Genomic DNA, 26,045 nt, shown 5'->3' on the forward strand with positions numbered 1-26,045 from the left:
ACTCGCCGCATGCTGGTCCTGGGCATCGAATCCTCCTGCGACGAGACGGGCGTGGCCCTGGTGGAGGCGGGCGGCGGCGCCGTCCCGCGCCTGCTCGCGCACGCGCTGCACAGCCAGGTGCGCATGCACGAGGCCTATGGCGGCGTGGTGCCGGAGCTGGCCAGCCGCGACCACATCCGGCGGGTGCTGCCCCTCACGCGCCAGGTGCTGGCCGAGGCCGGCCGCGAGCTCGCCCAGGTGGACACCGTGGCCTTCACCCGCGGGCCTGGCCTGGCCGGGGCGCTGCTGGTGGGGGCGGGCGTGGCCTGCGCGCTGGGCGCGGCGCTGGGCAAGCCGGTGCTGGGCGTGCACCACCTCGAAGGCCACCTGCTGTCGCCGTTCCTCAGCGTCGATCCGCCGGCGTTCCCGTTCGTGGCCCTGCTGGTCTCGGGCGGGCACACGCAGCTGATGCGGGTGGACGGCGTGGCGCAGTACGAGCTCCTGGGCGAGACGATCGACGACGCGGCGGGCGAGGCGTTCGACAAGAGCGCCAAGCTGATGGGGCTGGGGTATCCCGGCGGGCCGGCGCTGTCGAGGCTGGCGCAGCAGGGCGACCCGAAAGCGTTCGCGCTGCCGCGGCCACTGCTGCACAGCGGCGACCTGGATTTCTCCTTCGCGGGCCTGAAGACGGCGGTGCTCACGCAGGTGCGCAAGCTCGGGGACGAGCTGGCGCCGCGCAAGGCGGACCTGGCCGCGTCGACCGAGGCGGCGATCGTCGAAGTGCTGGTGAAGAAGTCGCTGGCCGCGCTCCAGGACACGGGCCTCAAGCGCCTGGTGGTGGCCGGCGGCGTGGGCGCCAACCGGCTGCTGCGCGAGCAGCTGAATGCGGCCTGCGCCAAGCGGGGGGTGCGCGTGCACTATCCGGAGCTGGCGCTGTGCACGGACAACGGCGCGATGATCGCGATGGCGGCCGCCATGCGCCTGGAGGCTGGCGTGCAATCGGCCAGCCGCTCCTACGCCTTCGACGTCAAGCCGCGCTGGCCGCTGGCGGAGCTGTCGGTCGGCTGAACCCTTCGTGCGCTGGGGTGGCGTTCGGGCCTTGGAGGCTGGCGCTGGGACACGGCTCGTTCGGCGTTCGTGCGCGGCGGCAGGGGGCTGCCTGCGGGGGCATCGGAGCGAGCGTCAGCGAAGCGGAGACAAAAGGGGATGAGGCCCTGCTAGGCGCCGCCTGCCGCGCACCCCGGAAGCCAACGCACCCCGGAATCCCGAGCCCCGGAATCCCTCGCACCCGGCAGCCAACCCGCCTCCAGCCCAAGACAGGATGACGCCCAGAAAAAAGCCCGCGGTCGGCTCCGCGGGCTTGGCAAACGGTCTTGGGCGGCCTTACTGGACGGCGATCTGCTTGGCGTTGCTCACCGGCTGCTTCTTGCCCAGCGTGAGCGTCAGCACGCCGTTCTCCAGCTTGGCCGTGGTGGCGTCGACGTCGATTTCCTGCGGCAGCTCCCAGGCGGCCTTGTAGCGGCGCTTGGCTTCGGGCTTGGTCTCGATGCGAACGACGGGCCCCTCGATCTGGATCGCCAGGTCCTCGCGGGCGATGCCCGGCAGGTCCAGCGTCACGGTCCAGGCTTTGTCGTCCTGGGCGAGCTGCAGGCCCTGGGCGGTGCCGGGGCCGTAGAAGGCGTCGTTGACGAAGCGCTCGAAGCTGCGGTCGAACGAACGGAAGGCGGGCGCGGTGGCGCGGGTGCGAACGACGGGTGCGAAGAACATGACAAAGCTCCTTTCAAGCTCTCTCTTAAACTGCGCGGCTTTCATCGATTGCCGCCTGCACCAAGTTGTGCGCGGGCGGCGCATTTTTCAAGAGACGACTAGGGCATGAAAAAACAGCGAAGGCTGGTCTTGAAATCCGCGGCGGCAACGCTATTTGCTCCCGCCCTCGGGCGGGCGCAGCCGGCCGGCGCGCCGGTGCGGCTGGCCATGGTGGAGGCGCTGTCCGGCGCCTTCGCCAACACCGGCGAGGCGGTGTTCCGCAACCTGCTGTGGGCGGTCGAGCGGGTCAACCAGCGCGGGGGCGTGCGCCTCCCGGGCGGCGCCCGCCCGCTGGCGGTGGACCGCTACGACAGCAAGGGCCAGACCGAGGAGGCGCTGGCCGCGATGCGCTCGGCCATCGACGACGGCTCGCACTTCATCCTGCAGGGCAACTCCTCGGCGATCGCCTCCGCGCTGGTCGAGGCGGTCAACAAGCACAACGAGCGCGACACCGCGCGCCGCGTGCTCTACCTCAACTATTCCGCCGTCGACCCGGCGCTCACCAACGAGCGCTGCAGCTTCTGGCACTTCCGCTTCGACGCCCACGCCGACATGCGCATGGCGGCCCTGATGGCCGTGCTGCGCGAGGACAAGGCGGTGCGCAGCGCCTACCTCATCGGCCAGGACTACAGCTTCGGCCAGGCCGTGCTGCGCGAGGCGCGGCGCCAGCTGGGGCAGCTTCGCCCGGACGTGCAGATCGTCGGCGACGAGCTGCATCCGCTGGGCCGGGTGAAGGATTTCGCGCCCTATGCCGCCAAGATCAAGGCCAGTGGCGCCAGCGCGGTGATCACGGGCAACTGGGGCAACGACCTCACGCTGCTGGTCAAGGCGGCGCGCGACGCCGGCTTCGAGGGCAAGTTCTACACCTTCTACGGCAACGCGCTGGGGGCGCCGGCGGCGATCGGCGACGCGGGCGTGGGCCGCGTGGTCGCCGTGGCCGACTGGCTGCCCAACCTGCCCACCGCCCAGAGCGAGGCCTTCTACAAGTCGTTCCGCCAGCGCTTCCCGCGCCCGCAGGACGACTACGTGCACATGCGCATGCAGCTGATGGTCGAGGCGCTGGCGCAGTCGATCGAGAAGGCCGGCAGCGTGGCGGCCCTGCCGGTGGCCACCGCGCTGGAGCGCGCCAGCGTCAGCCTCGCGGGGCAGGCGGGCAGCATGCGGGCGCTGGACCACCAGTTCCAGCAGACCCTGGTCGTGGGCCAGATGGACAAGCTGGGCGCGCCGGGTGTCAAGTTCGACGTCGAGGGCTCGGGCTACGGCTTCCGCGTCGTGCGCGTGCTCGGCGCTGCGCAGGCCGAGCTGCCCTCCTCGTGCAAGATGCAGCGTCCCACCGCCACCTGAAGCAGCCACCATGCGCCAAGCCATCCTGAACCTCGAGGAATCCAAGATCCGCGAAGTCGCCAACGCCGGCATCGGCCGCGACGACGTGCTGGCCTTCTGGTTCGGCGAGAGCGACGAGGTCACGCCGGAGTTCATCCGCCGCGCGGCGATCGAGTCGATCGAGAAGGGCGAGACGTTCTACGCGCACAACCTGGGCCTGCCCGAGCTGCGCGACGCCGTCGCCGCCTACACCTCGCGCCTGCACGGCCCGGTCTCGCGCGACCGCATCGCCATCACCTCCGGCGGCGTGAACGCGCTGATGCTGGCGGTGCAGATGCTGGTCGATGCCGGCGACGAGGTGGTGGCCGTCACGCCCGTCTGGCCCAACCTCACGGCCCAGCCGCTGATCATGGGCGGGCGCCTGCGCCGCGTGTCGCTGCGCCCGTCGCAGGGCGCCTGGAAGCTCGACCTGCAGGCGCTGCTGGACGCCGTGACGCCCGCCACCCGGCTGCTGATCGTCAATGCGCCCAACAACCCGACCGGCTGGACGCTCACGCGCGCCGAGCAGCAGGCCATCCTCGAGCACTGCCGCCGCACGGGCACCTGGATCCTCGCCGACGAGGTGTACGAGCGCCTGTACTACGGCGAGTCCGCCAATGCCTGCGCCCCCAGCTTCCTGGACGTCGCGGCGCCCGAGGACCGGCTGGTGGTGGCGCACAGCTTCTCCAAGAGCTTCCTGATGACCGGCTGGCGGCTCGGCTGGCTGGTGATGCCGCCCGAGATGACCCACCCGATGGGCAAGCTCATCGAGTTCAACACCTCCTGTGCGAGCGTGTTCACCCAGCGCGCCGCCGTCGCGGCCGTGCAGGGCACCGGCGAGGTGACCCCGCGCGTCGTGGCCCACCTGAAGGCCTGTCGCGACCGGTTGGTGCCGCAGCTGCAGGCCCTGCCGCGGGTCGAGCTGGCGCTGCCGCAGGGCGGCATGTACGCCTTCTTCAAGCTCGACGGGTTCGGCGACTCGCTCGACCTGGCCAAGCGGCTGGTGGCCGAGGCCGGGCTGGGCATCGCGCCGGGCAACGCGTTCGCGCCGGAGGCGCAGGGCTGGCTGCGCTGGTGCTTCGCGTCCAAGGACCTGGCTCGGCTGGACGAGGGTGTGCGGCGGCTGCAGGGGTGGCTGGCCAGCCGCTGAGCTTGGGGAGCAGGCCGCAGGGGGCAGCGCGCCTGCGTTCCGGGCTTGGATGGGCAGCGCGCTGGCGTGCCTGACTTGGATTGGGCAGCGCGGGCGTTCCGGACTTGGAGGGGGCCGCGCGCGGGCGTTCCGGACCAGGGTGGGGGCGGGCGCCTGCGCGAATGTCCCCCGTCGCGGCTGGCGCCGCTTCCTCCTCCTTGATTTCGCGCAGGCGCCCACCCCCACCCCGGTCCTGCCCCGCGGGCCCACCGGGCCCCGCAGGGCTCCGCCGGCTGGCCGACCAGCCGGCCCGCCGGTTCGGCAAGGCGTGGGGCAGGGCTTGGGCCGAGGGGCACTTCGTCGGGCGAAATCAAGGAGGAGCGAGCGGCGCCAGCCGCGGCGGGGGACATTCGCGCGACGGAGTGCCCCTCGGCCCGAGCCCGGCACAAGAGGCACCCAGCCCCAGCCCCAGCCCGGCACAAGAGGCACCCAGCCCCAGCCCCAGCCCGGCACAAGAGGCACCCAGCCCCAGCCCCAGCCCGGCACACGAGGCATCCAGCCCGGCCCGGCACATGAGGCCCGGGGCCGCGATGACGGAGGGCGCGGTGGTACAATCCCCCGGTTCTGCACCCCGCAGAGCGCACGTTGGGGCCCTTCCAGCCGCAACGCAAGTCAAACCTCCAACACAAGGAAATCCAGATGACCGCCCTCAACAAGGCCGAGATCGTCGCTGCGCACGCGCGCGGCACCGGCGACACCGGCAGCCCCGAAGTCCAGGTCGCCCTGCTGACCGCCCGGATCAACGAGCTGACCCCGCACTTCAAGACCCACGCCAAGGACCACCACGGCCGCCGTGGCCTGCTGCGCATGGTCAACCGCCGCAAGAGCCTGCTGGCGTACCTGAAGGACAACGATGCCGAGCGCTACACGGCGCTGATCGGCAAGCTGGGCCTGCGCAAGTAAGCAGGTCGCAACGGATCGCACGGCGCCTGGGTTGGCTTGAAGGCTGGCTCAGGCGCTTTGCACATCGGAGACCCCGGACCCGGATACGCGCTGTGTCATTCCACCAACGGCCGAGCGGCCGCTGATGGAATGGCATCGTGTTCGGCTCCCGTCTCTTCAATCACGAGAGAGAGAACGCACATGACCATCTTCAACAAAGTCACCAAGACCTTCCAGTGGGGCCAGCACACGGTCACCATGGAAACGGGCGAGATCGCACGCCAGGCCAGCGGCGCCGTCGTCGTGAACATCGACGACACCGTGGTGCTGGCCACCGTGGTGGCGTCCAAGACCGCCAAGCCGGGCCAGGACTTCTTCCCGCTGACGGTCGACTACATCGAGAAGACCTACGCCGCCGGCAAGATCCCCGGCAGCTTCTTCAAGCGCGAAGCCAAGCCCTCCGAGCTGGAGACGCTGACCTCCCGCCTGATCGACCGCCCGATCCGCCCGCTGTTCCCCGAGGGCTTCTTCAACGAAGTGCACGTGGTCATCCACACGCTGTCGCTGAACCCCGAGGTGGACGCCGACATCGCCGCCATGATCGCCACCAGCGCCGCGCTGGCCGTCTCCGGCATCCCGTTCGCCGGCCCGATCGGCGCCGCGCGCGTGGGCTACATCAACGGCGAATACGTGCTGAATCCGGGCCAGACCCAGCGCAAGGAATCGCTGATGGACCTGGTGGTCGCCGGCACCGAGGCCGCCGTCCTGATGGTCGAGTCCGAGGCGCAGCAGCTGCCCGAGGAAATCATGCTGGGCGCCGTGGTGTTCGGCCACGACCAGGGCAAGATCGCCATCAATGCCATCCACGAGCTCGTGCGCGAGGCCGGCAAGCCGGTGTGGGACTGGCAGCCGCCCGCCAAGGACGAGTCGTTCATCGCCCGGGTCACCCAGCTGGCCGAGGAGAAGCTGCGCGCTGCCTACCAGATCCGCAGCAAGCAGGCCCGCACCCAGGCCCTGCGCGAGGCCAACGCCGCCGTGCATGCCGGCCTGAAGGAGCAGGGCGTCGAGTTCGACCCGATCAAGGTCGACGACCTGCTGTTCACCATCGAGGCGGGCCTGGTTCGCGGCCAGATCCTGGCCGGGGAGCCGCGCATCGACGGCCGCGACACGCGCACCGTGCGCCCGATCGAGATCCGCACCGGCGTGCTGCCGCGCACCCACGGCTCGGCGCTGTTCACCCGCGGCGAGACGCAGGCCCTGGTGGTCACCACCCTGGGCACCGAGCGCGACGCCCAGCGCATCGACGCGCTGGCCGGCGAGTTCGAGGACCGCTTCCTGTTCCACTACAACATGCCTCCCTTCGCCACCGGTGAAGTGGGCCGCATGGGCTCGACCAAGCGCCGCGAGGTCGGCCATGGCCGCCTGGCCAAGCGCGCGCTGATCGCGTGCCTGCCGGCCAAGGACGAGTTCCCGTACACCATCCGCGTGGTGTCGGAGATCACCGAGTCGAACGGCTCCTCGTCGATGGCTTCCGTCTGCGGCGGCTGCCTGGCGATGATGGACGCCGGCGTGCCGATGAAGGCCCACGTGGCCGGCATCGCGATGGGCCTGATCAAGGAAGGCAACCGCTTCGCGGTGCTGACCGACATCCTGGGCGACGAGGACCACCTCGGCGACATGGACTTCAAGGTCGCGGGCACCACCAACGGCATCACGGCCCTGCAGATGGACATCAAGATCCAGGGCATCACCAAGGAAATCATGCAGGTCGCCCTGGCCCAGGCCAAGGAAGCGCGCATGCACATCCTGGGCAAGATGCAGGACGCGATGGGCGCGGCCAAGACCGACGTGTCCACCTTCGCCCCGCGCCTGTACACGATGAAGATCAACCCGGAGAAGATCCGCGACGTGATCGGCAAGGGCGGCGCCACCATCCGCGCGCTGACCGACGAGACCGGCACCACGATCGACATCGCCGAGGACGGCACCATCACCATCGCCTCGACCGACGCCGGCAAGGCCGAGGAGGCCAAGAAGCGCATCGAGCAGATCACCGCGGAAGTGGAGATCGGCAAGGTCTACGAAGGCCCGATCACCAAGCTGCTGGACTTCGGCGCGCTGGTCAATTTGCTGCCCGGCAAGGACGGCCTGCTGCACATCAGCCAGATCGCCCACGAGCGCGTGGAGAAGGTCAGCGACTACCTGAGCGAAGGCCAGGTCGTGCGCGTCAAGGTCCTGGAGACCGACGACAAGGGCCGCGTCAAGCTGTCCATGAAGGCGCTGCTCGACCGTCCGGAAGGCATGCCCGAGGAGCAGCCGCGCGAGCGCCGCGATCGTGGCGACCGTCCGCCGCGCGGTGAGTACCGCGGGGATCGTGGCGACCGCGGCGACCGCGGCGACCGTGGGGACCGCGGCGAGCGCGCCGAACGAGGCGATCGCCCGCCGCGCGGCGAGGGCGGTGACCGCCCGGCACCCGCCGGCGACGCCCAGCCGCAATCCACGCTGACCGATCCGCAGGAGTAAGGGCAACGCCCACGTTGTCATGCCGGCCTCGCGCCGGCGTCCAGCGACGGTGCCGACATCGGCGCCGGGCCTGGATGGCGGGTCGAGCCCGCCATGGCAGCCCCGCTGAAGGAGCCACCCCATGAAAGCCGTCGAAATCACCAGCTACGGCGCCCCCGAGGTGCTGCGCCTGGGCGAGCGCCCGGACCCCGCGCCCGGCGCGGGCGAGGTGCTCATTCGCGTCGCGGCCAGCGGCGTGAACCGCCCCGACGTGCTGCAGCGCACCGGCAACTACCCGGTGCCGCCCGGCGCGTCCGACATCCCCGGCCTCGAGGTCGCGGGCGAGATCGTCGCCGGCGACGCGCAGGCGATGGCGGCCGCCGGCCTGAAGGTGGGCGACCGCGTCTGCGCGCTGGTGGCCGGCGGCGGCTACGCGCAGCTGTGCGTCGCGCCGGTCGGCCAGTGCCTGCCGGTGCCCACGGGCCTCTCGGACATCGAGGCCGCCTCGCTGCCCGAGACGTTCTTCACCGTCTGGAGCAACGTGTTCGACCGCGGCCGGCTGCAGCCGGGCGAGTCGTTCCTGGTCCAGGGCGGCACCAGCGGCATCGGCGTGACCGCGATCCAGATGGCCAAGGCCATGGGCGCCGGCAAGGTCATCGCCACCGCGGGCAGCGACGAGAAGTGCCAGGCCTGCCTGCAGCTCGGCGCCGACCACGCCATCAACTACAAGACCCAGGATTTCGCCGAGGAGGCCAAGCGCCTGACCGGCGGCAACGGCGTGGACGTGATCCTGGACATGGTCGCCGGCAGCTACGTCGACCGCGAGGTGAAGAGCCTGGCCGAGGACGGCCGCCTGGTGATCATCGCCGTGCAGGGCGGCACCAAGAGCGAATTCAACGCCGGCCTGGTGCTGCGCCGCCGGCTGGTGATCACCGGCTCGACGCTGCGTCCGCGCCCGGTGCCCTTCAAGGCCGCGATCGCCGCGGCGCTGAAGCAGCACGTGTGGCCCCTGCTGGAGGCCGGGCGCATCAAGCCGGTGCTGCACAGCACTTTCGCGGCCGCCGATGCGGCCAAGGCGCACGCGCTGATGGAATCGAACCAGCACGTCGGCAAGATCGTGCTGGCCTGGTGAGCCACGAGACGATGACAACCAAGAAGAAACTGATCGCCGGCAACTGGAAGATGAACGGCAGCATCGCTGCCAACGATGCGCTCGTGCGCGCCGTGGTCGCCGGCATGAAGGACGCCGCGTGCACCGTGGCCGTTTGCGTGCCCGCGCCGTACCTGGCGCAGCTGCAGCTGCTGCGCCACGGCTCGGCGCTCGAGCTGGGCGCGCAGGACGTGTCCAGCCACGAGCAGGGCGCCTACACCGGCGAGGTGTCGGCCCCGATGCTCAAGGAGTTCGGCGTGCGCTACGCGATCGTCGGCCACTCCGAGCGGCGCCAGTACCACGGCGAGGCCGACCAGCTGGTGGCCGACAAGGCCAAGGCCGCGCTCGCGCACGGCATCACGCCCATCGTCTGCGTCGGCGAGACGCTCGCCGAGCGCGAGGCCGGGCAGACCGAGGACGTCGTCAAGCGCCAGCTGGCGGCCGTGATCCACACCAACGGCCACTGCATCAGCGAGATCGTGGTGGCCTACGAGCCCGTCTGGGCCATCGGCACCGGCAGGACGGCGACGCCGGAGCAGGCCCAGCAGGTGCACGCCGTGCTGCGCGCGCAGCTCAGGGCCGCGACGCCGCAGGCCGACCGCGTGGCCATCCTCTATGGCGGCAGCATGAACGCGGGCAACGCCGCGAGCCTGCTGGCGCAGCCCGACATCGACGGCGGCCTGATCGGCGGCGCCTCGCTCAAGGCGCCTGACTTCCTGCAGATCATCGCGGCGGCCCGCTGAAGGCCGGCCCGCCACCCACAATCCGGAGATTCCAACCAACATGAACGCGCTTCTCACCCTCCTCCTGGCGGCCCAGATCCTGGCCGCGCTGGGCATGATCGGCCTCATCCTCATCCAGCACGGCAAGGGTGCCGACATGGGTGCGGCATTCGGCAGCGGCAGCTCGGGCAGCCTGTTCGGCGCCAGCGGCAGCGCGAACTTCCTCTCGCGCACCACCGCCGTGCTGGCCACGGTCTTCTTCATCTGCACGCTCGCGCTGGCGTACTTCGGCAACTACCGCGCGCCCGAATCGGGCAGCGTGCTCGACCGCACGGTCGTGGTGCCGGCGCCGGCCGCTTCCGGCCCCGCCGCGCAGATCCCCTCGACCGGCGCGCCCGCCGCCGCGGCGAGCGGTGCCGCTTCGGCGGCGGTGGTGCCGGCCGTGCCGGCGACGCCCGCCTCCGGCGCGGCGCAGATTCCGGCCAAGTAAGCCCATCCAATCGGCACGCCGTCAGGGGAAGCGTGCCGGTTTCGGAGTAAACTCCAAGGCTGCCCGGAAAGCCAACAATAAAAGCGCCTCATGCCTGTCCGGGCAAAGCAAAACCAGCCGTCGTGGTGAAATTGGTAGACACGCTATCTTGAGGGGGTAGTGGCGAAAGCTGTGCGAGTTCGAGTCTCGCCGACGGCACCAGGACAAAAGAGCCGCGGGCAGCGCCCCGCGGCTCCAAGCGACAGAGCCCTCAGATGAACCTTGACCAGTACCTCCCAGTCCTCCTGTTCATTCTGGTAGGCATCGGGGTCGGGGTTCTCCCCCAGGTGCTGGGCTACGTGTTCGCGGGCGCGGCGGGCTTCAACAAGCCCGATGCCGCCAAGAACTCTCCGTACGAGTGCGGCTTCGAGGCGTTCGAGGACGCGCGCATGAAGTTCGACGTGCGCTACTACCTCGTGGCCATCCTGTTCATCCTGTTCGACCTGGAGATCGCGTTCCTCTTCCCGTGGGCGGTGGCGCTCAAGGAGATCGGGCCCGTGGGCTTCTGGGCGATGATGGTTTTCCTCGGGATCCTGGTGGTCGGTTTCGTCTACGAGTGGAAAAAAGGCGCGCTCGACTGGGAATGACATCCCGCTCGCGCCAGGGACTCACAAGCAATGGCTAACGAAGGCATTCTCGACAAGGGCGTCGTCACGACGACCGTGGACAGCGTCATCAACTGGGCCAAGACCGGCTCGCTGTGGCCGATGACGTTCGGCCTGGCGTGCTGCGCCGTGGAGATGATGCACGCGGGCGCGGCCCGCTACGACATCGACCGGTTCGGCATGCTGTTCCGGCCCAGTCCGCGCCAGTCCGACCTGATGATCGTGGCCGGCACGCTGTGCAACAAGATGGCGCCGGCGCTGCGCAAGGTGTACGACCAGATGCCCGAGCCGCGCTGGGTGCTCTCCATGGGCACCTGCGCCAACGGCGGCGGTTACTACCACTACAGCTATTCGGTGGTGCGCGGCTGCGACCGCATCGTGCCGGTGGACGTCTACGTGCCCGGCTGCCCGCCGACGGCCGAGGCGCTCCTGTACGGGATCATCCAGCTGCAGCAGAAGATCCGCCGCACCCAGACCATCGCCCGCGCCTGACGCCATGACCGCAAATACTTCCTTCGCGGTCGATCCCGCGGCGCTGCAAGCGACCCTGACCGAGGCCCTGGGCGCGCTGGCCAGGCGCGTGGACCTGCGCCTGGGCGAGGTCACCGTCACCGTCTCGCCCGACAACTACCTGGCCGCCGCGCAGGTGCTGCGCGACCACGCCGGCTGCCGCTTCGAGCAGCTGCTCGACCTGTGCGGCGTCGACTACTCGGACTACCGCAACGGCGGCTGGGACGGCCCGCGCTACGCCGTGGTGTCGCACTTCCTGTCCGTCAGCCTGAACCAGCGGGTGCGCCTGCGCGTGTTCTGCGCCGACGACGACCTGCCCGAGGTGGAGTCGCTCACCGGCCTGTGGAGCTCGGCCAACTGGTTCGAGCGCGAAGCGTTCGACCTGTACGGCATCGTGTTCCTGAACCACCAGGACCTGCGCCGCATCCTGACCGACTACGGCTTCATCGGCCACCCGTTCCGCAAGGACTTCCCGGTGTCGGGCCACGTGGAGATGCGCTACGACCCCGAGCGCCAGCGCGTGATCTACCAGCCGGTGACCATCGAGCCGCGCGAGATCACGCCCCGCATCATCCGCGAGGAGCACTACGGCGGCATCCAGGCGGGCAGGGGACTGGACAACCATGGCTGAGATCAAGAACTACACGCTGAACTTCGGTCCGCAGCACCCGGCCGCGCACGGTGTGCTGCGCCTGGTGCTGGAGCTCGATGGCGAGGTGATCCAGCGCGCCGACCCGCACATCGGCCTGCTGCACCGCGCCACCGAGAAGCTGGCCGAGACCCGCACCTACATCCAGACGCTCCCGTACATGGACCGCCTGGACTACGTCTCGATGATGTGCAACGAGCACGCCTACTGCCTGGCCGTCGAGAAGCTGATGGGCATCGAGGTCCCGATTCGCGCGCAGTACATCCGCGTCATGTTCGCCGAGATCACGCGCCTGCTGAACCACCTGCTGTGGCTCGGCGCGCACGGCCTCGACTGCGGCGCGATGAACATGCTGATCTACTGCTTCCGCGAGCGGGAGGACCTGTTCGACATGTACGAGGCGGTCTCCGGCGCGCGCATGCACGCGGCGTACTTCCGCCCGGGCGGCGTCTACCGCGACCTGCCGGACTCCATGCCGCAGTACAAGGCCAGCAAGGTGCGCAACGAGCGCGCCATCCGGCAGATGAACGAGAACCGCCAGGGCTCGCTGCTGGACTTCATCGAGGCCTTCACCCAGCGCTTTCCCGGCTACGTCGACGAGTACGAGACCCTGCTCACCGACAACCGCATCTGGAAGCAGCGCACGGTGGGCATCGGCGTGGTCACGCCCGAGCGCGCGCTCAACCTCGGTTTCACCGGCCCCATGCTGCGCGGCTCGGGCATCGCCTGGGACCTGCGCAAGACGCAGCCGTACGAGGTCTACGACAAGATGGACTTCGACATCCCGCTGGGCAAGACCGGCGACTGCTACGACCGCTACCTGGTGCGCGTGCAGGAGATGCGCGAGGCCAACAAGATCATCAAACAGTGCGTGGACTGGCTGCGCGTGAACCCCGGCCCGGTGATCACCGACAACCACAAGGTGGCCCCGCCCGACCGCGAGTCGATGAAGGCCAACATGGAGGAGCTGATCCACCACTTCAAGCTGTTCTCCGAAGGCTTCCGCGTCCCCGAGGGCGAGGCGTATGCCGCGGTGGAGCACCCGAAGGGCGAGTTTGGCATCTACATCGTCAGCGACGGCGCCAACAAGCCGTACCGGCTGAAGATCCGGGCGCCCGGGTTCCCGCACCTGGCCGCCCTCGACGAGATGGGCAAGGGCCACATGATCGCGGATGCCGTCGCCATCATCGGCACGATGGACATCGTGTTCGGAGAGATCGATCGATGATCACTGAAAGCACCAAGGCCCGCTTCGACCGCGAAGTGGCCAAGTACCCCGCGGACCAGAAGCAGTCCGCCGTCATGGCCTGCCTGGCCATCGTGCAGCAGGAGCAGGGCTTCGTCAGCAAGGAGGCCGAGAAGGAAGTGGCCGAGTACCTCGGCATGGCGCCGATCGCGGTGCACGAGGTCACGACCTTCTACAACATGTACAACCAGGCGCCGGTCGGCAAGTACAAGCTGAACGTGTGCACCAACCTGCCGTGCCAGTTGCGCGACGGCGCCAAGGCGCTGCACCACCTGGAGCAGCGGCTGGGCATCCGGATGGGCGAGACCACGGCCGACGGCCTGTTCACGCTGCAGCAAAGCGAGTGCCTGGGCGCCTGCGCCGACTCGCCCGTGATGCTGGTCAACGACCGCACCATGTGCAGTTTCATGAGCAACGACAAGCTCGACCAGCTGATCGACGGCCTGAAGGGGGCGCAAGGATGAACGCCTCCCAAGTGCTGCAGCAGTTCCAGGCCACCGGCGTCCAGACCTGCTTCCACGACCGCCACATCAACCCGCAGATCTATGCGGGCCTGGACGGCACCAACTGGCGCCTGAAGGACTACGAGGCGCGCGACGGCTACAAGGCGCTGCGCAAGATCCTGTCCGAGGGCCTCACGCAGGACCAGGTGATCGCCACCGTCAAGGAATCGGCGCTGCGCGGCCGCGGCGGCGCGGGCTTTCCCACGGGCCTGAAGTGGAGCTTCATGCCCCGCCAGTTCCCGGGCCAGAAGTACCTGGTGTGCAACTCGGACGAGGGCGAGCCGGGCACGTGCAAGGACCGCGACATCCTGCACTACAACCCGCACATCGTCATCGAGGGGATGATCATCGCCGGCTTCGCGATGGGCATCACCGTGGGCTACAACTACATCCACGGCGAGATCTTCCAGACCTACGAGCGCTTCGAGGAGGCGCTGGAAGAGGCCCGCGCGGCCGGCTACCTGGGCGACAACATCCTGGGCACGAACTTCTCGTTCCAGCTGCACGCGCACCACGGCTTCGGCGCCTACATCTGCGGCGAGGAAACCGCGCTGATCGAATCGCTGGAAGGCAAGAAGGGCCAGCCGCGCTTCAAGCCGCCGTTCCCGGCCAGCTTCGGCGTGTACGGCAAGCCGACCACGATCAACAACACCGAGACCTTCGCGGCGGTGCCCTGGATCATCCGCAACGGCGGCCAGGCCTACCTCGAATGCGGCAAGCCCAACAACGGCGGCACCAAGATCTTCTCGGTCTCGGGCGACGTGGAGCTGCCCGGCAACTACGAGATCCCGCTGGGCACCCCGTTCAGCAAGCTGCTGGAGCTGTGCGGCGGCGTGCGCGGCGGCAAGAAGCTCAAGGCCGTGATCCCCGGCGGCTCGTCGGCGCCGGTGCTGCCGGCCGACATCATGATGCAGTGCACGATGGACTACGACTCCATCGCCAAGGCCGGCTCGATGCTGGGCTCGGGCGCCGTGATCGTGATGGACGAGACGCGCGACATGGTCGAAAGCCTGCTGCGCCTGTCGTACTTCTACATGCACGAGTCCTGCGGCCAGTGCACGCCGTGCCGCGAGGGCACCGGCTGGCTGTGGCGCGTGGTCGACCGCATCCAGAACGGCCACGGCAAGCCGGCCGACATCGAGCTGCTCAACTCGGTGGCCGACAACATCCAGGGCCGCACCATCTGCGCGCTCGGCGACGCGGCGGCGATGCCGGTGCGCGCCATGATCAAGCACTTCAAGCACGAGTTCGAGGCCAAGATCGCGCGGTCGGACGCGACGGTCGACCAGGCGAGGGACGTGGTCCCGGCAGGAGCCAGGGCTTGAATCCGACTCGCGTTAACTCGGGCGCAGTCGCCGCGACGGCTGTCGCGGCCCCCACCCCGGCCCTCCCCCGGAACGGGAGGGCGAGAACGGACTCGCTCCGCTCGTGGAATCAGGATTGTCATGGCTGAAATCACACTGGACGGACAGAAGGTCGAGATCGCCGACGGCAGCATGGTGATGCATGCGGCCGAGAAGGCGGGGACCTACATTCCGCATTTCTGCTACCACAAGAAGCTGTCCATCGCGGCCAACTGCCGCATGTGCCTGGTGGACGTGGAGAAGGCGCCCAAGCCGATGCCGGCCTGCGCCACGCCGGTCACCAACGGCATGATCGTGCGCACGCGCAGCGACAAGGCCATCAAGGCGCAGCAGTCCGTGATGGAGTTCCTCCTCATCAACCATCCGCTGGACTGCCCGATCTGCGACCAGGGCGGCGAATGCCAGCTGCAGGACCTGGCCGTGGGCTACGGCGCCTCCGCCTCGCGCTACGAGGAGGAAAAGCGCGTCGTGCTGCACAAGGACGTCGGCCCGCTGATCTCCATGGAGGAGATGAGCCGCTGCATCCACTGCACCCGCTGCGTGCGCTTCGGCCAGGAAGTGGCCGGCGTCATGGAGCTGGGCATGATCCACCGCGGCGAGCACTCCGAGATCACCACGGTGCTGGGCGACACGGTCGACTCCGAGGTGTCGGGCAACATGATCGACCTGTGCCCGGTCGGCGCGCTCACCAGCAAGCCGTTCCGCTACAGCGCCCGCAACTGGGAGCTGTCGCGCCGCAAGTCGGTCAGCCCGCACGATTCGACCGGCGCCAACCTGATCGTCCAGATCAAGAACAACCGCGTGATGCGCGTGCTGCCGCTGGAGAACGAGGCCGTCAACGAGTGCTGGCTCGCCGACCGCGACCGCTTCTCCTACGAGGCCCTGAACGGCGACGAGCGCCTCACCTCGCCCATGCTCAAGCAGGGCGGCGAGTGGAAGCAGGTCGACTGGCAGACCGCGCTCGAGTACGTGGCCAACGGCCTCAGGCAGATCAAGGCCGACCACGGCGCCGCCAGCATCGGCGCGCTGGTCAGCCCGCACAGCACCGTCGAGGAACTGTTCCTGGCCGGCCAGCTGGTGCGCGGCCTGGGCTCGGAGAACATCGACTACCGCCTGCGCAACGCGCAGTTCACGCCGTTCGAGGGCGTGCGCTGGCTGGGCACCAGCATCGCCTCCCTGGGCGAGCTGCAGTCGGCCCTGGTGGTGGGCTCCAACCTGCGCAAGGACCATCCGCTGTTCGCGCTGCGCATCCGCGCCGCGACCCGCAAGGGCGCGCGGGTCTCGCGCATCCACGACGTGGCGCACGACTGGGCGATGCCCCTGGCGTCGTCGGTCACCGTGCCGGCCGGCCAGTGGGCCCAGGCGCTGGCCGACATCGCCACCGCCATCGCCGGCGAGAAGGGCACCAGCGCGCCCGCGCAGGGCACCGCCACCGACGCCGCCAAGGCCATCGCCGCCTCGCTGCTGGCCGGCGAGCGCAAGGCCATCCTGCTGGGCAACGCCGCCGCCCACCACGCCAACGCCGCCTCGCTGCTGGCGCTGGCGCAGTGGATCGGCGAGGCCACCGGCGCGACGGTCGGCTACCTGACCGAAGCCGCCAACACGGTGGGCGCGCAGCTCGTCAACGCGCTGCCGGGGCAGGGCGGCCGCAACGCCGCCGAGATGCTGTCCGGCGGGCTGCAGGCCGCCATCCTGCTGAACACCGAGCCGCAGTTCGATGCCGCCGACGGCGCCCGCGCCGCCGAGGCGCTCTCGCGCGCCGGCATGGTCGTCACGCTCAGCCCGTTCAAGGCCAACCTCGCGTTCAGCGACGTGCTGCTGCCGATCGCCCCCTGGACCGAGACGCCCGGCACCTTCGTCAACGCCGAAGGCCGCGTGCAGTCGTTCCATGCCGTCGTCAAGACGCTCGGCGAGGCGCGCCCGGCCTGGAAGGTGCTGCGCGTGCTGGGCAACATGCTGGGCCTGCCGGGCTTCGACTGGGAGTCGGCGCAGGACGTGCTGGCTGCCGCGCGCGGCCAGGCCGACGCCGGCCAAGCGATGGTGCAGGGCGGCAAGCTGTCCAACCGCACCGCGGCCAGGGCGGACCTGTCGGTGCAGGCCGGCACGCCGGCCAGCGCCGCCATCTACCAGCTCGACTCCGTCGTGCGCCGCGCGCCCTCGCTGCAGCTCACGGCCGACGGCCAGGCCGCGCTGCCGGCCGCCGCACGCGCCGCTTCCGCGGCCCGCGAGGAGGTGCCGGCATGATCGATTCCATCTACGGCTTCGGCAACGGCCTGATCGCCGCCCCCTGGTGGACGGTTGCCGGCTGGCCGGTGATCTGGACCCTGATCAAGATCGTGGTGGTGGTGGCGCCCCTGATGGGCGCGGTGGCCTACCTGACGCTGTGGGAGCGCAAGGCCATCGGCTTCACGCAGCTGCGCCCCGGCCCCAACCGCATCGGCCCGCTCGGGCTGCTGCAGCCGATCGCCGACGCGTTCAAGCTGCTCACCAAGGAGATCATCCTCCCGACGGTGGCCAACAAGGGCCTGTTCCTGCTCGGCCCGATCATGACCATCATGCCGGCGCTGGCCGCATGGGCCGTGATCCCCTTCGGCCCCGAGACGGCGCTGGCCAACATCAACGCCGGCCTGCTGTTCCTGATGGCGATCACCTCGCTCGAGGTCTACGGCGTCATCATCGCCGGCTGGGCGTCCAACTCGAAGTACGCCTTCCTGGGCGCGCTGCGCGCGTCGGCGCAGATGGTCAGCTACGAGATCGCGATGGGCTTCGCCCTCGTGGTGGTGCTGATGGTCACCGGCAGCCTGAACATGACCGACGTCGTCATGGGCCAGGCCAAGGGCCAGTTCGCCGCCATGGGCCTGAACCTGCTGTCGTGGAACTGGCTGCCGCTGCTGCCCATCTTCCTCGTCTACTTCATCTCGGGCCTGGCCGAGACCAACCGCCACCCGTTCGACGTGGTCGAAGGCGAGTCGGAGATCGTCGCCGGGCACATGATCGAGTACTCGGGCATGAGCTTCGCCATGTTCTTCCTGGCCGAGTACGCCAACATGTGGCTGGTCTCGATCCTGGCCGTGATCATGTTCCTGGGCGGCTGGCTGCCCCCGTTCGAGTTCCTGTCGTTCATCCCCGGCTGGATTTGGCTGGGCCTCAAGACCTTCGTGGTCGTGACCATGTTCCTGTGGGTGCGCTCCACGTTCCCGCGCTACCGGTACGACCAGATCATGCGCCTGGGCTGGAAGATCTTCATCCCGGTCACGCTGGTCTGGCTGGTCGTCGTGGGCGCCTGGATGCAGACCCCATTCAATATCTGGAAGTAGAGCCATGGCAACCGAAACCCTGCCGCGGCAGCAGTCGGCCTTCTCGCTGAAGGACTTCCTCTCCAGCTTCATGCTGGTGGAGCTGTTCAAGGGCCTGCGCATCACGGGCAAGTATTTCTGGGCCCGCAAGATCACCGTGCAGTTCCCGGAGGAGAAGACGCCGCTGTCGCCGCGCTTTCGCGGCCTGCACGCGCTGCGCCGCTATCCCAACGGCGAGGAGCGCTGCATCGCCTGCAAGCTGTGCGAGGCCGTGTGCCCCGCGCTGGCGATCACCATCGAGTCCGACCAGCGCGCCGACGGCACCCGCCGCACCACGCGCTACGACATCGACCTGACCAAGTGCATCTTCTGCGGCTTCTGCGAGGAGAGCTGCCCGGTCGATTCGATCGTCGAGACCCACATCCTCGAGTACCACGGCGAAAAGCGCGGCGACCTGTACTACACCAAGGACATGCTGCTGGCCGTGGGCGACCGCTACGAGGCCGAGATCGCCGCCAACAAGGCCGCCGACGCCAAGTACCGCTAACGGCGCCATCACGACAACAACCATGGACATCAAGGCTGGCTTCTTCTACCTGTTCTCGGCGGTGCTGCTGTTCGCGGCCTTCCGGGTCATCACGGCGCGCAACCCCGTGTACGCGGCGCTGTACCTGGTGCTCGCGTTCTTCCAGGCCGCCGCGGTCTGGATGCTGCTGAAGGCGGAGTTCCTCGCCATCTCGCTGGTGCTGGTGTACGTGGGCGCGGTGATGGTGCTGTTCCTCTTCGTCGTGATGATGCTGGACATCAACGTCGACAGCCTGCGGGCCGGCTTCTGGAAGCACTTCCCGCTGGCCGCCTCGGTCGGCGCGCTGATCGCGCTGGAGATGGCCGGCGTGCTGATGGGGGGCTTCCGCCCCGCCGAGCCCGCCAACGGCCCGGCCGCGGTGCAGGCCGCGCAGGCCGGCGCCGCCGCGGTGCAGGTGTCCAACACCAAGGAGCTGGGCAAGCTGCTGTACACGCAGTACCTGTACCCGCTGGAGATCGCGGCCGTGCTGCTGCTGGTGGCCATCGTCGCCGCCATCGCGCTCACGCTGCGCCAGCGCAAGGACAGCAAGCACATGGATCCGGGCCAGCAGGTGCGCGTGCGCGCCCGCGACCGCCTGCAGATCATCAAGATGCCGCCGACGGTCGCCGCGCCGCAGCCGGAGCCGGCGGTCGCCGCCGCTGCCGTTGAAGGGAGCAAGGCATGAGCCTGACACTGGGTCACTTCCTGTCGCTCGGCGCGATCCTGTTCGCGCTGTCCGTGGTGGGCATCTTCCTGAACCGCCGCAACCTGATCGTGCTGCTGATGGCCATCGAGCTGATGCTGCTGGCGGTCAACATGAACTTCGTGGCGTTCTCCTACTACCTGGGCGACATGCACGGCCAGGTGTTCGTGTTCTTCATCCTCACCGTGGCCGCCGCCGAGTCGGCGATCGGCCTGGCCATCCTGGTGCTGCTGTTCCGCAACAAGTCGAACATCAACGTCGAAGAACTCAACGCGCTCAAGGGCTGACCACAAGAATGAGAAGACTGTGTCGTTGCGGGCTCGCACCGCAATCCAGTGGCGGGCGCGGACGTGCACAGCCGCTGGATGCCGGACCGGGTCCGGCGTGACACGCTAGGAAAAAGAAACATGAGCCAGACACTCTCAGCTTCGGCCCTGCTCGCCGTTCCGCTGGCCCCGCTCGCCGGAGCCGCGCTGGCCGGCATCCTGGGCACCTCCTTCGGGGGCAACCGCATCGGCCGCACGCTGTCGCACACCTTCACCATCCTGGGGGTGTTCGTCGCCTTCGTGATCTCGGCGCTGACGCTCAAGAGCGTGGCGCTGGACGGCGCGCGCTTCAACCAGACCATCTACGAATGGATGGTGGTGGGCGGGCTGAAGATGGAAGTGGGCTTCCTGGTCGACGGCCTCACGGCCATGATGATGTGCGTGGTGACCTTCGTGTCGCTGATGGTGCACATCTACACCATCGGGTACATGGAGGAGGACGACGGCTACAACCGCTTCTTCGCCTACATCTCGCTGTTCACCTTCTCGATGCTCATGCTGGTCATGAGCAACAACTTCCTGCAGCTGTTCTTCGGCTGGGAGGCGGTGGGCCTGGTGTCGTACCTGCTGATCGGCTTCTGGTTCAACAAGCCCAGCGCCATCTTCGCCAACATGAAGGCGTTCCTGGTCAACCGGGTCGGCGACTTCGGCTTCATCCTGGGCATCGGCCTGATCGCCGCGTACGCCGGCACCCTCAGCTACGCCGAGACCTTCGCCAAGGCCGGGGAGTTCGCCAAGCTCACGTTCCCGGGCACCGACTGGATGCTGGTCACCGTCACCTGCATCTGCCTGTTCATCGGCGCGATGGGCAAGAGCGCGCAGTTCCCGCTGCACGTGTGGCTGCCCGACTCGATGGAAGGCCCGACCCCGATCTCGGCGCTGATCCACGCCGCCACGATGGTGACGGCCGGCATCTTCATGGTGGCGCGCATGTCGCCGCTGTTCGAGCTGTCCGACACCGCGCTGTCGTTCATCCTGGTGATCGGCGCGATCACGGCCCTGTTCATGGGCTTCCTGGGCATCATCCAGAACGACATCAAGCGCGTCGTCGCGTACTCCACGCTGTCCCAGCTGGGCTACATGACGGTGGCGCTGGGCGCCTCGGCCTACTCGGTCGCCGTGTTCCACCTGATGACGCACGCCTTCTTCAAGGCGCTGCTGTTCCTGGCGGCGGGCTCGGTGATCATGGGCGTGCACCACAACCAGGACATCCGCTGGATGGGCGGCCTGCGCAAGTACATGCCGATCACCTGGATCACCTCGCTGCTCGGCTCGCTGGCCCTGATCGGCACGCCGCTGTTCGCCGGCTTCTATTCCAAGGACTCGATCATCGAGGCGGTGCACCTGTCCAAGCTGCCGGGCGCCGGCTTCGCCTACTTCGCGGTCATGGCCGGCGTGTTCGTCACGGCGTTCTACTCGTTCCGGATGTACTTCCTGGTCTTCCACGGCAAGGAGCGGTTCGACCAGGTGCCGGCCCACGAGCACGACCCCGCCGAGGAACCGGACCCGCACCACCACCAGGACGAGCACCACGCGCCGCACGAGTCGCCGTGGGTGGTGACCGCGCCGCTGCTGCTGCTGGCGTTCCCCTCGGTCGTCATCGGCTTCCTGGCGATCGGTCCGATGCTGTACGGCGACTTCTTCAAGGACGCGATCTTCGTGAACCTCGAGCGGCATCCCGCGCTGGAGGAGATGGCCAGGGAATTCCATGGCCCGGTGGCGATGGCGCTGCACGGCCTGACCTCGCCCGTGTTCTGGCTGGCCGCGGCCGGCGTGGCGCTGGCGTACTACCTGTACATGATCAACACGGCGCTGCCCGCGCGCATCCAGGCGATGGTGCGGCCGCTGTACACCATCCTGGACCACAAGTACTACATGGACTGGTTCAACGAGAACGTGCTGGCGCGCGCGGCGCGCGGGCTGGGCATGGGGCTGTGGAAGGGCGGCGACCAGGCGGTGATCGACGGTGCGCTCGTCAACGGCAGCGCGCACCTGGTGGGCTGGTTCGCCGGCGTCACCCGGCGCCTGCAGTCCGGGTACATCTACCACTATGCGCTGGCCATGATCGTCGGCGTGTTCGTGCTGATGACGTGGTTCGTCTGGCTGGGCCGATAAGGAGAAGAAGAACGTGGGTGTGTTGAGCCTTGCCATCTGGACGCCGATCGCTTTCGGCATCGCGCTGCTCGCGCTGGGGCGCGACGAGCACGCGCGCGCGGTGCGGTGGATCGCGCTGGTGGGCGCCGTCATCAGCTTCCTGGTCACGCTGCCGCTGTACGCGTCGTTCCAGCTCGGGACGGCCGCCATGCAGTTCGTCGAGAAGGCGCCCTGGATCGAGCGCTTCAATGTCCACTACCACCTGGGCATCGACGGCATCTCGTTCTGGTTCGTGCTGCTGACGGCGTTCATCACCGTCATCGTGGTCATCTCCGCCTGGGAGGTGATCACCGAGCGCGTGAACCAGTACATGGGCGCGTTCCTGATCCTCTCGGGGCTGATGATCGGCGTGTTCACCGCGCTGGACGCGATGCTGTTCTACGTCTTCTTCGAGGCGACGCTGATCCCGATGTACCTGATCATCGGCATCTGGGGCGGCCCGAGGAAGATCTATGCCGCCTTCAAGTTCTTCCTGTACACGCTGCTCGGCTCGCTGCTGATGCTGATCGGGCTGATCTACCTGTACGGCAAGTCCGGCGGCAGCTTCGACATCCTCACCTGGCACCAGCTGCCGCTGCCCGGCACGGTGCAGACGCTGCTGTTCTTCGCCTTCTTCGCCGCCTTCGCGGTGAAGGTGCCGATGTGGCCGGTGCACACCTGGCTGCCCGACGTGCACGTGGAGGCGCCCACCGGCGGCTCCGCGGTGCTGGCGGCCATCATGCTGAAGCTGGGGGCGTACGGCTTCCTGCGCTTTTCCATGCCGATCGCGCCGGACGCCGCGCGCGAGTGGGCCTGGTTCATCATCGCGCTGTCGCTCATCGCCGTGATCTACGTGGGCCTGGTCGCGATGGTGCAGCAGGACATGAAGAAGCTGGTGGCCTATTCGTCCGTGGCCCACATGGGCTTCGTGACCCTGGGCTTCTTCATCTTCAACCCGCTGGGCGTGGCCGGGGGCCTGGTGCAGATGATCGCGCACGGCTTCGTGTCGGGCGCGATGTTCCTGTGCATCGGCGTGCTGTACGACCGGGTGCACTCGCGCGAGATCGCCAGCTACGGCGGGGTGGTCAACACCATGCCCAACTTCTCGGCCTTCGCGCTGCTGTTCGCCATGGCCAACTGCGGCCTGCCCGCCACCGCCGGCTTCGTCGGCGAGTGGATGGTCATCCTGGGCACGGTCAAGGCCAACTTCTGGCTCGGCCTGCTGGCCGCCACCGCGCTGATCTGGGGCGCCGCCTACACCCTGTGGATGTACAAGCGCGTGTACCTCGGCCCCGTCGCCAACGACGACGTGCGCCAGCTCACCGACATCAACGCGCGCGAGTTCCTGATGCTGGGCCTGCTGGCCATCGCCGTGCTGTACATGGGCATCCACCCCAAGCCGTTCACCGACGTGATGGACGCGTCGGTCACCAACTTCCTGAAGCAAGTGGCTGCTTCGAAACTGCAATAGAGGCACGACCGACATGCTGGACAAATCGAGCCTGATCGTCGTCTCGCCGGAGATCGTGCTGCTGGTGATGGCATGCGTCATCGCCCTGGTGGACCTCGGCGTCAAGACCCGCCTGCGCGGCCTGACCTACTGGCTGACGCTGGGCACCCTGGCCGTGGTGGCCTGGCTCAGCGCCGACTTCGCCGTGCGCGGCGACACCGTCTATGCCTTCGGCCGGATGGTGGTGAGCGACCCGATGGGCAATTGGCTCAAGTGCTTCGCCACCATCGCGCTGATGGTGACCCTCGTCTATGGCCGCCCGTACGCCGCCGACCGCGACATGCTGCGCGGCGGCGAGATGTTCACGCTGTCGATGTTCGCGCTGCTGGGCATGTTCGTCATGATCTCGGGCAGCAACTTCCTGCTGATCTACCTCGGCCTGGAAGTGATGACGCTGTGCAGCTACGCGCTGGTGGCCCTGCGCCGCGACAACGAGGTCGCCACCGAGGCGGCGATGAAGTACTTCGTGCTGGGCGCCATGGCCTCGGGCTTCCTGCTGTACGGCATCTCCATGCTGTACGGCGCCACCGGCTCGCTGGACATCAACGAGGTGTTCCGCGTCATCGCCAGCGGCCGCGTCAAGCACCAGGTGCTGGTGTTCGGCCTGGTGTTCATCGTCGCCGGCCTGGGCTTCAAGCTGGGCGCCGCGCCGTTCCACATGTGGATCCCGGACGTCTACCAAGGCGCGCCGACCGCCATCACCCTGATGATCGGCTCGGCCCCCGAGCTGGCCGCCTTCGGCATCGCCATCCGCCTGCTGGTGGAAGGGATGATCCCGCTGGCCCTCGACTGGCAGCAGATGCTGATGCTGCTGGCGGTGGCCTCGCTGCTGGTGGGCAACCTGGCCGCCATCGCGCAGACCAACCTCAAGCGCATGCTGGCCTACTCGACCATCGCGCAGATGGGCTTCGTGGTGCTGGGCCTGGCCGCCGGCGTGGTCAACGGCAACACCGCCAATGCGCAGTACGCGTACAGCGCCTCGATGTTCTACATCGTGACCTACGTGCTGACCACGCTGGGCGCCTTCGGCATCATCCTGCTGCTGGCGCGCGAGGGCTTCGAGAGCGACGAGATCGCCGACCTGGCCGGCCTGAACCAGCGCAGCCCGCTGTACGCCGGCATCATGGCCATCTGCATGTTCTCGCTGGCCGGCGTGCCGCCGCTGGTGGGCTTCTATGCCAAGCTGGCGGTGCTGCAGTCGCTGGTGGCTTCCAACAACGCGCTGTACATCGGCCTGGCCGTGTTCGCGGTGGTGATGTCGCTGATCGGCGCGTTCTACTACCTGCGCGTGGTCAAGGTGATGTACTTCGACTCGCCCATCACCGCCACCACCGTCTCGGCCCCGGCCGACGTGCGCGCGGTGCTGTCGATCAACGGCGCGCTGGTGCTGATCCTGGGCATCGTGCCCGGCGGCCTGATGACCCTGTGCGCGCAGGCGATCGTCAAGACGCTGGCGACCTGACGGCCATGGGCGCCCCCATGCCCCGCGCGGCGTCCCGTCGCTGCGCCGCGAGCTCGCGCAGGCGGCTGCGCGGCCCGTCGGCCGCCTGACCGCGCATGTCGCAGACCGCATCCATCTGGCTGGTGATCGTGGCGGCCCTCATGGCCGCCAACCTGCCGTTCCTGCTCGACCGCCACGTCATGGCGGTCTACCCGCTCAAGGCGTCCAAGCCGCTGCCCGTGCGCGTGGCCGAGCTGGTCGGCTTCTACTTCATCGTCGGCGGCCTCGGGCTGGCGCTGGAGAACCGGCTCGGGCAGATCGCGCCGCAGGGCTGGGAGTTCTACGCCGTCACCGGCGCGCTGTTCCTCACCCTGGCGTTCCCCGGCTTCGTCTGGCGCTACCTGCTCAAGCGCCGCCGATGAAGCAGCCGGACGCCCACCTCGTCGAGCACACCGTCGCGCGCGAGGAGCTGCTGCGCGGCAATTTCCTGCACGTGGTGCGCGAGCAGGTCGCGCTGCCCGACGGCGGTGGGGCCACGCGCGAGTTCGTGCTCCACCCCGGCGCCGTGGCCATCATCCCGCTGCTGGACGACGGCCGCGTGGTGCTGGAGCGCCAGTGGCGCCATCCGCTGCGCCAGGTGTTCATCGAATTCCCGGCCGGCAAGATCGACCCCGGCGAGGACCGGCTGCTGTGCGCGCAGCGCGAGCTGCGCGAGGAGACCGGCTACAGCGCCCGCGAGTGGGCCCGCGCCGGCATCCTGCACCCGCTGATCGCCTATTCCAACGAGTTCATCGAGGTCTGGTTCGCCCGCGGCCTCACGCTGGGCCAGCGCAGCCTGGACGCGGGGGAGTTCCTCGACGTGGTCGCCGCCACGCCGGCCGAACTGCTGGAGTGGTGCCGCACCGGAAAGGTGACGGATGCCAAGACCCTCATGGGCGCGCTCTGGCTGCAGAACGTCCTTGCGGGCCAGTGGCAGCTGGACTGGCGTTCATAATCCGGGCCCATGAACCCCCACGCTCGCGGCTTCGTGTGGTCGCTGCCCGCCGAGGCGGCGGCGCCGTCCAGGGGCGGCC

The 26,045-nt window shown here is 68.7% G+C and carries 25 protein-coding genes and 1 tRNA gene; 25 read left to right on the forward strand and 1 reads right to left on the reverse strand.

What is annotated here, in order from left to right:
* The first annotated feature begins 9 nt into the window (after positions 1-9).
* Entirely contained in the window at positions 10-1,047 is a 1,038-nt protein-coding gene (gene tsaD / locus AC3ANR_RS08855; protein ID WP_488291507.1) for a tRNA (adenosine(37)-N6)-threonylcarbamoyltransferase complex transferase subunit TsaD, read from the forward strand.
* A gap of 315 nt (positions 1,048-1,362) precedes the next feature.
* Here tsaD and AC3ANR_RS08860 read toward each other — a convergent pair whose 3' ends face one another.
* Positions 1,363-1,746 carry an Hsp20/alpha crystallin family protein gene (locus AC3ANR_RS08860; protein WP_488291508.1) on the reverse strand — a complete coding sequence of 128 codons (384 nt, stop codon included), beginning with the start codon at positions 1,744-1,746 and terminating at the stop codon, positions 1,363-1,365.
* A gap of 105 nt (positions 1,747-1,851) precedes the next feature.
* Between AC3ANR_RS08860 and AC3ANR_RS08865 the strand changes: the two genes are divergently transcribed.
* The 24 genes from AC3ANR_RS08865 (at position 1,852) to AC3ANR_RS08980 (ending at position 25,966) form a co-directional block, all read left to right on the forward strand.
* The gene (locus AC3ANR_RS08865) at positions 1,852-3,129 is read left to right on the forward strand and encodes a branched-chain amino acid ABC transporter substrate-binding protein (RefSeq protein WP_488291509.1); all 1,278 of its coding nucleotides are present in this window, start codon (positions 1,852-1,854) and stop codon (positions 3,127-3,129) included.
* Positions 3,130-3,139: 10 nt separating this feature from the next.
* Positions 3,140-4,297 (forward strand): pyridoxal phosphate-dependent aminotransferase, encoded by a 1,158-nt coding sequence (locus tag AC3ANR_RS08870; RefSeq protein ID WP_488291510.1) that lies wholly within the window; start codon positions 3,140-3,142, stop codon positions 4,295-4,297.
* Positions 4,298-4,975: 678 nt separating this feature from the next.
* On the forward strand, positions 4,976-5,239 hold the full coding sequence (rpsO, locus tag AC3ANR_RS08875) for a 30S ribosomal protein S15 (RefSeq protein WP_488291511.1): 264 nt from the start codon (positions 4,976-4,978) through the stop codon (positions 5,237-5,239).
* Between the two features lie 180 nt (positions 5,240-5,419).
* Complete coding sequence (gene pnp / locus AC3ANR_RS08880) at positions 5,420-7,741, forward strand: polyribonucleotide nucleotidyltransferase (RefSeq protein WP_488291512.1); 2,322 nt, start codon at positions 5,420-5,422, stop codon at positions 7,739-7,741.
* Between the two features lie 121 nt (positions 7,742-7,862).
* Positions 7,863-8,852, forward strand: a complete 990-nt coding sequence (locus AC3ANR_RS08885; RefSeq protein ID WP_488291513.1) for an NAD(P)H-quinone oxidoreductase — start codon at positions 7,863-7,865, stop codon at positions 8,850-8,852.
* 11 nt (positions 8,853-8,863) lie between these two features.
* Positions 8,864-9,613, forward strand: a complete 750-nt coding sequence (gene tpiA / locus AC3ANR_RS08890) for a triose-phosphate isomerase (RefSeq protein ID WP_488291514.1) — start codon at positions 8,864-8,866, stop codon at positions 9,611-9,613.
* Between the two features lie 40 nt (positions 9,614-9,653).
* A complete protein-coding gene (gene secG, locus AC3ANR_RS08895; RefSeq protein WP_488291515.1) occupies positions 9,654-10,082 on the forward strand; it encodes a preprotein translocase subunit SecG in 429 nt (142 codons plus the stop codon).
* A gap of 116 nt (positions 10,083-10,198) precedes the next feature.
* Positions 10,199-10,283 (forward strand) — tRNA-Leu (locus AC3ANR_RS08900).
* A 53-nt stretch (positions 10,284-10,336) separates the two neighbouring features.
* Entirely contained in the window at positions 10,337-10,708 is a 372-nt protein-coding gene (locus AC3ANR_RS08905) for an NADH-quinone oxidoreductase subunit A (protein ID WP_488291516.1), read from the forward strand.
* 30 nt (positions 10,709-10,738) lie between these two features.
* Positions 10,739-11,218, forward strand: coding sequence for a NuoB/complex I 20 kDa subunit family protein (locus AC3ANR_RS08910; RefSeq protein ID WP_027102937.1), 480 nt, complete (start codon positions 10,739-10,741; stop codon positions 11,216-11,218).
* 4 nt (positions 11,219-11,222) lie between these two features.
* A complete protein-coding gene (locus AC3ANR_RS08915; RefSeq protein ID WP_488291517.1) occupies positions 11,223-11,867 on the forward strand; it encodes an NADH-quinone oxidoreductase subunit C in 645 nt (214 codons plus the stop codon).
* Complete coding sequence (locus AC3ANR_RS08920; RefSeq protein WP_488291518.1) at positions 11,860-13,113, forward strand: NADH-quinone oxidoreductase subunit D; 1,254 nt, start codon at positions 11,860-11,862, stop codon at positions 13,111-13,113. The genes AC3ANR_RS08915 and AC3ANR_RS08920 overlap by 8 nt, the downstream gene beginning before the upstream one ends.
* Entirely contained in the window at positions 13,110-13,595 is a 486-nt protein-coding gene (nuoE, locus tag AC3ANR_RS08925) for an NADH-quinone oxidoreductase subunit NuoE (protein ID WP_488291519.1), read from the forward strand. Before AC3ANR_RS08920 ends, nuoE begins: the two co-directional genes overlap by 4 nt.
* Positions 13,592-14,959 carry an NADH-quinone oxidoreductase subunit NuoF gene (gene nuoF / locus AC3ANR_RS08930; RefSeq protein ID WP_488291520.1) on the forward strand — a complete coding sequence of 456 codons (1,368 nt, stop codon included), beginning with the start codon at positions 13,592-13,594 and terminating at the stop codon, positions 14,957-14,959. Before nuoE ends, nuoF begins: the two co-directional genes overlap by 4 nt.
* Positions 14,960-15,079: 120 nt before the next feature.
* Positions 15,080-17,242 (forward strand): NADH-quinone oxidoreductase subunit NuoG, encoded by a 2,163-nt coding sequence (nuoG, locus tag AC3ANR_RS08935; RefSeq protein ID WP_488291521.1) that lies wholly within the window; start codon positions 15,080-15,082, stop codon positions 17,240-17,242.
* The gene (gene nuoH, locus AC3ANR_RS08940) at positions 17,239-18,315 is read left to right on the forward strand and encodes an NADH-quinone oxidoreductase subunit NuoH (protein WP_488291522.1); all 1,077 of its coding nucleotides are present in this window, start codon (positions 17,239-17,241) and stop codon (positions 18,313-18,315) included. The genes nuoG and nuoH overlap by 4 nt, the downstream gene beginning before the upstream one ends.
* 4 nt (positions 18,316-18,319) lie before the next feature.
* The gene (gene nuoI, locus AC3ANR_RS08945; protein WP_488291523.1) at positions 18,320-18,841 is read left to right on the forward strand and encodes an NADH-quinone oxidoreductase subunit NuoI; all 522 of its coding nucleotides are present in this window, start codon (positions 18,320-18,322) and stop codon (positions 18,839-18,841) included.
* A gap of 22 nt (positions 18,842-18,863) precedes the next feature.
* Positions 18,864-19,544, forward strand: coding sequence for an NADH-quinone oxidoreductase subunit J (locus AC3ANR_RS08950; RefSeq protein ID WP_488291524.1), 681 nt, complete (start codon positions 18,864-18,866; stop codon positions 19,542-19,544).
* Positions 19,541-19,849 (forward strand): NADH-quinone oxidoreductase subunit NuoK, encoded by a 309-nt coding sequence (gene nuoK, locus AC3ANR_RS08955; RefSeq protein ID WP_488291525.1) that lies wholly within the window; start codon positions 19,541-19,543, stop codon positions 19,847-19,849. The genes AC3ANR_RS08950 and nuoK overlap by 4 nt, the downstream gene beginning before the upstream one ends.
* A gap of 120 nt (positions 19,850-19,969) precedes the next feature.
* A complete protein-coding gene (nuoL, locus tag AC3ANR_RS08960; protein ID WP_488291526.1) occupies positions 19,970-22,003 on the forward strand; it encodes an NADH-quinone oxidoreductase subunit L in 2,034 nt (677 codons plus the stop codon).
* A gap of 13 nt (positions 22,004-22,016) precedes the next feature.
* Positions 22,017-23,492 carry an NADH-quinone oxidoreductase subunit M gene (locus AC3ANR_RS08965; protein ID WP_488291527.1) on the forward strand — a complete coding sequence of 492 codons (1,476 nt, stop codon included), beginning with the start codon at positions 22,017-22,019 and terminating at the stop codon, positions 23,490-23,492.
* Between the two features lie 13 nt (positions 23,493-23,505).
* Entirely contained in the window at positions 23,506-24,993 is a 1,488-nt protein-coding gene (gene nuoN, locus AC3ANR_RS08970) for an NADH-quinone oxidoreductase subunit NuoN (protein ID WP_488291528.1), read from the forward strand.
* Positions 24,994-25,088: 95 nt separating this feature from the next.
* Complete coding sequence (locus tag AC3ANR_RS08975) at positions 25,089-25,394, forward strand: DUF2818 family protein (RefSeq protein WP_488291529.1); 306 nt, start codon at positions 25,089-25,091, stop codon at positions 25,392-25,394.
* The gene (locus AC3ANR_RS08980; protein WP_488291530.1) at positions 25,391-25,966 is read left to right on the forward strand and encodes an NUDIX domain-containing protein; all 576 of its coding nucleotides are present in this window, start codon (positions 25,391-25,393) and stop codon (positions 25,964-25,966) included. Before AC3ANR_RS08975 ends, AC3ANR_RS08980 begins: the two co-directional genes overlap by 4 nt.
* Positions 25,967-26,045: the final 79 nt, after the last annotated feature.

It is taken from the genome of Ramlibacter sp. JJN2-2R (genome assembly GCF_057747835.1).

Excerpts from the sequence above, each read along its gene's own strand:
- AC3ANR_RS08865 (WP_488291509.1), top strand. The coding sequence starts at position 1,852 with ATGAAAAAACAGCGAAGGCTGGTCTTGAAATCCGCGGCGGCAACGCTA.
- tpiA (WP_488291514.1), top strand. The coding sequence starts at position 8,864 with ATGACAACCAAGAAGAAACTGATCGCCGGCAACTGGAAGATGAACGGC.
- secG (WP_488291515.1), top strand. The coding sequence starts at position 9,654 with ATGAACGCGCTTCTCACCCTCCTCCTGGCGGCCCAGATCCTGGCCGCG.
- AC3ANR_RS08915 (WP_488291517.1), top strand. The coding sequence starts at position 11,223 with ATGACCGCAAATACTTCCTTCGCGGTCGATCCCGCGGCGCTGCAAGCG.
- pnp (WP_488291512.1), top strand. The coding sequence starts at position 5,420 with ATGACCATCTTCAACAAAGTCACCAAGACCTTCCAGTGGGGCCAGCAC.
- nuoI (WP_488291523.1), top strand. The coding sequence starts at position 18,320 with ATGGCAACCGAAACCCTGCCGCGGCAGCAGTCGGCCTTCTCGCTGAAG.
- AC3ANR_RS08975 (WP_488291529.1), top strand. The coding sequence starts at position 25,089 with ATGTCGCAGACCGCATCCATCTGGCTGGTGATCGTGGCGGCCCTCATG.
- AC3ANR_RS08870 (WP_488291510.1), top strand. The coding sequence starts at position 3,140 with ATGCGCCAAGCCATCCTGAACCTCGAGGAATCCAAGATCCGCGAAGTC.
- tsaD (WP_488291507.1), top strand. The coding sequence starts at position 10 with ATGCTGGTCCTGGGCATCGAATCCTCCTGCGACGAGACGGGCGTGGCC.
- nuoG (WP_488291521.1), top strand. The coding sequence starts at position 15,080 with ATGGCTGAAATCACACTGGACGGACAGAAGGTCGAGATCGCCGACGGC.
- nuoH (WP_488291522.1), top strand. The coding sequence starts at position 17,239 with ATGATCGATTCCATCTACGGCTTCGGCAACGGCCTGATCGCCGCCCCC.
- nuoE (WP_488291519.1), top strand. The coding sequence starts at position 13,110 with ATGATCACTGAAAGCACCAAGGCCCGCTTCGACCGCGAAGTGGCCAAG.
- AC3ANR_RS08920 (WP_488291518.1), top strand. The coding sequence starts at position 11,860 with ATGGCTGAGATCAAGAACTACACGCTGAACTTCGGTCCGCAGCACCCG.
- nuoN (WP_488291528.1), top strand. The coding sequence starts at position 23,506 with ATGCTGGACAAATCGAGCCTGATCGTCGTCTCGCCGGAGATCGTGCTG.
- AC3ANR_RS08980 (WP_488291530.1), top strand. The coding sequence starts at position 25,391 with ATGAAGCAGCCGGACGCCCACCTCGTCGAGCACACCGTCGCGCGCGAG.
- AC3ANR_RS08910 (WP_027102937.1), top strand. The coding sequence starts at position 10,739 with ATGGCTAACGAAGGCATTCTCGACAAGGGCGTCGTCACGACGACCGTG.
- nuoF (WP_488291520.1), top strand. The coding sequence starts at position 13,592 with ATGAACGCCTCCCAAGTGCTGCAGCAGTTCCAGGCCACCGGCGTCCAG.
- AC3ANR_RS08950 (WP_488291524.1), top strand. The coding sequence starts at position 18,864 with ATGGACATCAAGGCTGGCTTCTTCTACCTGTTCTCGGCGGTGCTGCTG.
- nuoL (WP_488291526.1), top strand. The coding sequence starts at position 19,970 with ATGAGCCAGACACTCTCAGCTTCGGCCCTGCTCGCCGTTCCGCTGGCC.
- AC3ANR_RS08860 (WP_488291508.1), bottom strand. The coding sequence starts at position 1,746 with ATGTTCTTCGCACCCGTCGTTCGCACCCGCGCCACCGCGCCCGCCTTC.
- rpsO (WP_488291511.1), top strand. The coding sequence starts at position 4,976 with ATGACCGCCCTCAACAAGGCCGAGATCGTCGCTGCGCACGCGCGCGGC.
- AC3ANR_RS08905 (WP_488291516.1), top strand. The coding sequence starts at position 10,337 with ATGAACCTTGACCAGTACCTCCCAGTCCTCCTGTTCATTCTGGTAGGC.
- AC3ANR_RS08885 (WP_488291513.1), top strand. The coding sequence starts at position 7,863 with ATGAAAGCCGTCGAAATCACCAGCTACGGCGCCCCCGAGGTGCTGCGC.
- nuoK (WP_488291525.1), top strand. The coding sequence starts at position 19,541 with ATGAGCCTGACACTGGGTCACTTCCTGTCGCTCGGCGCGATCCTGTTC.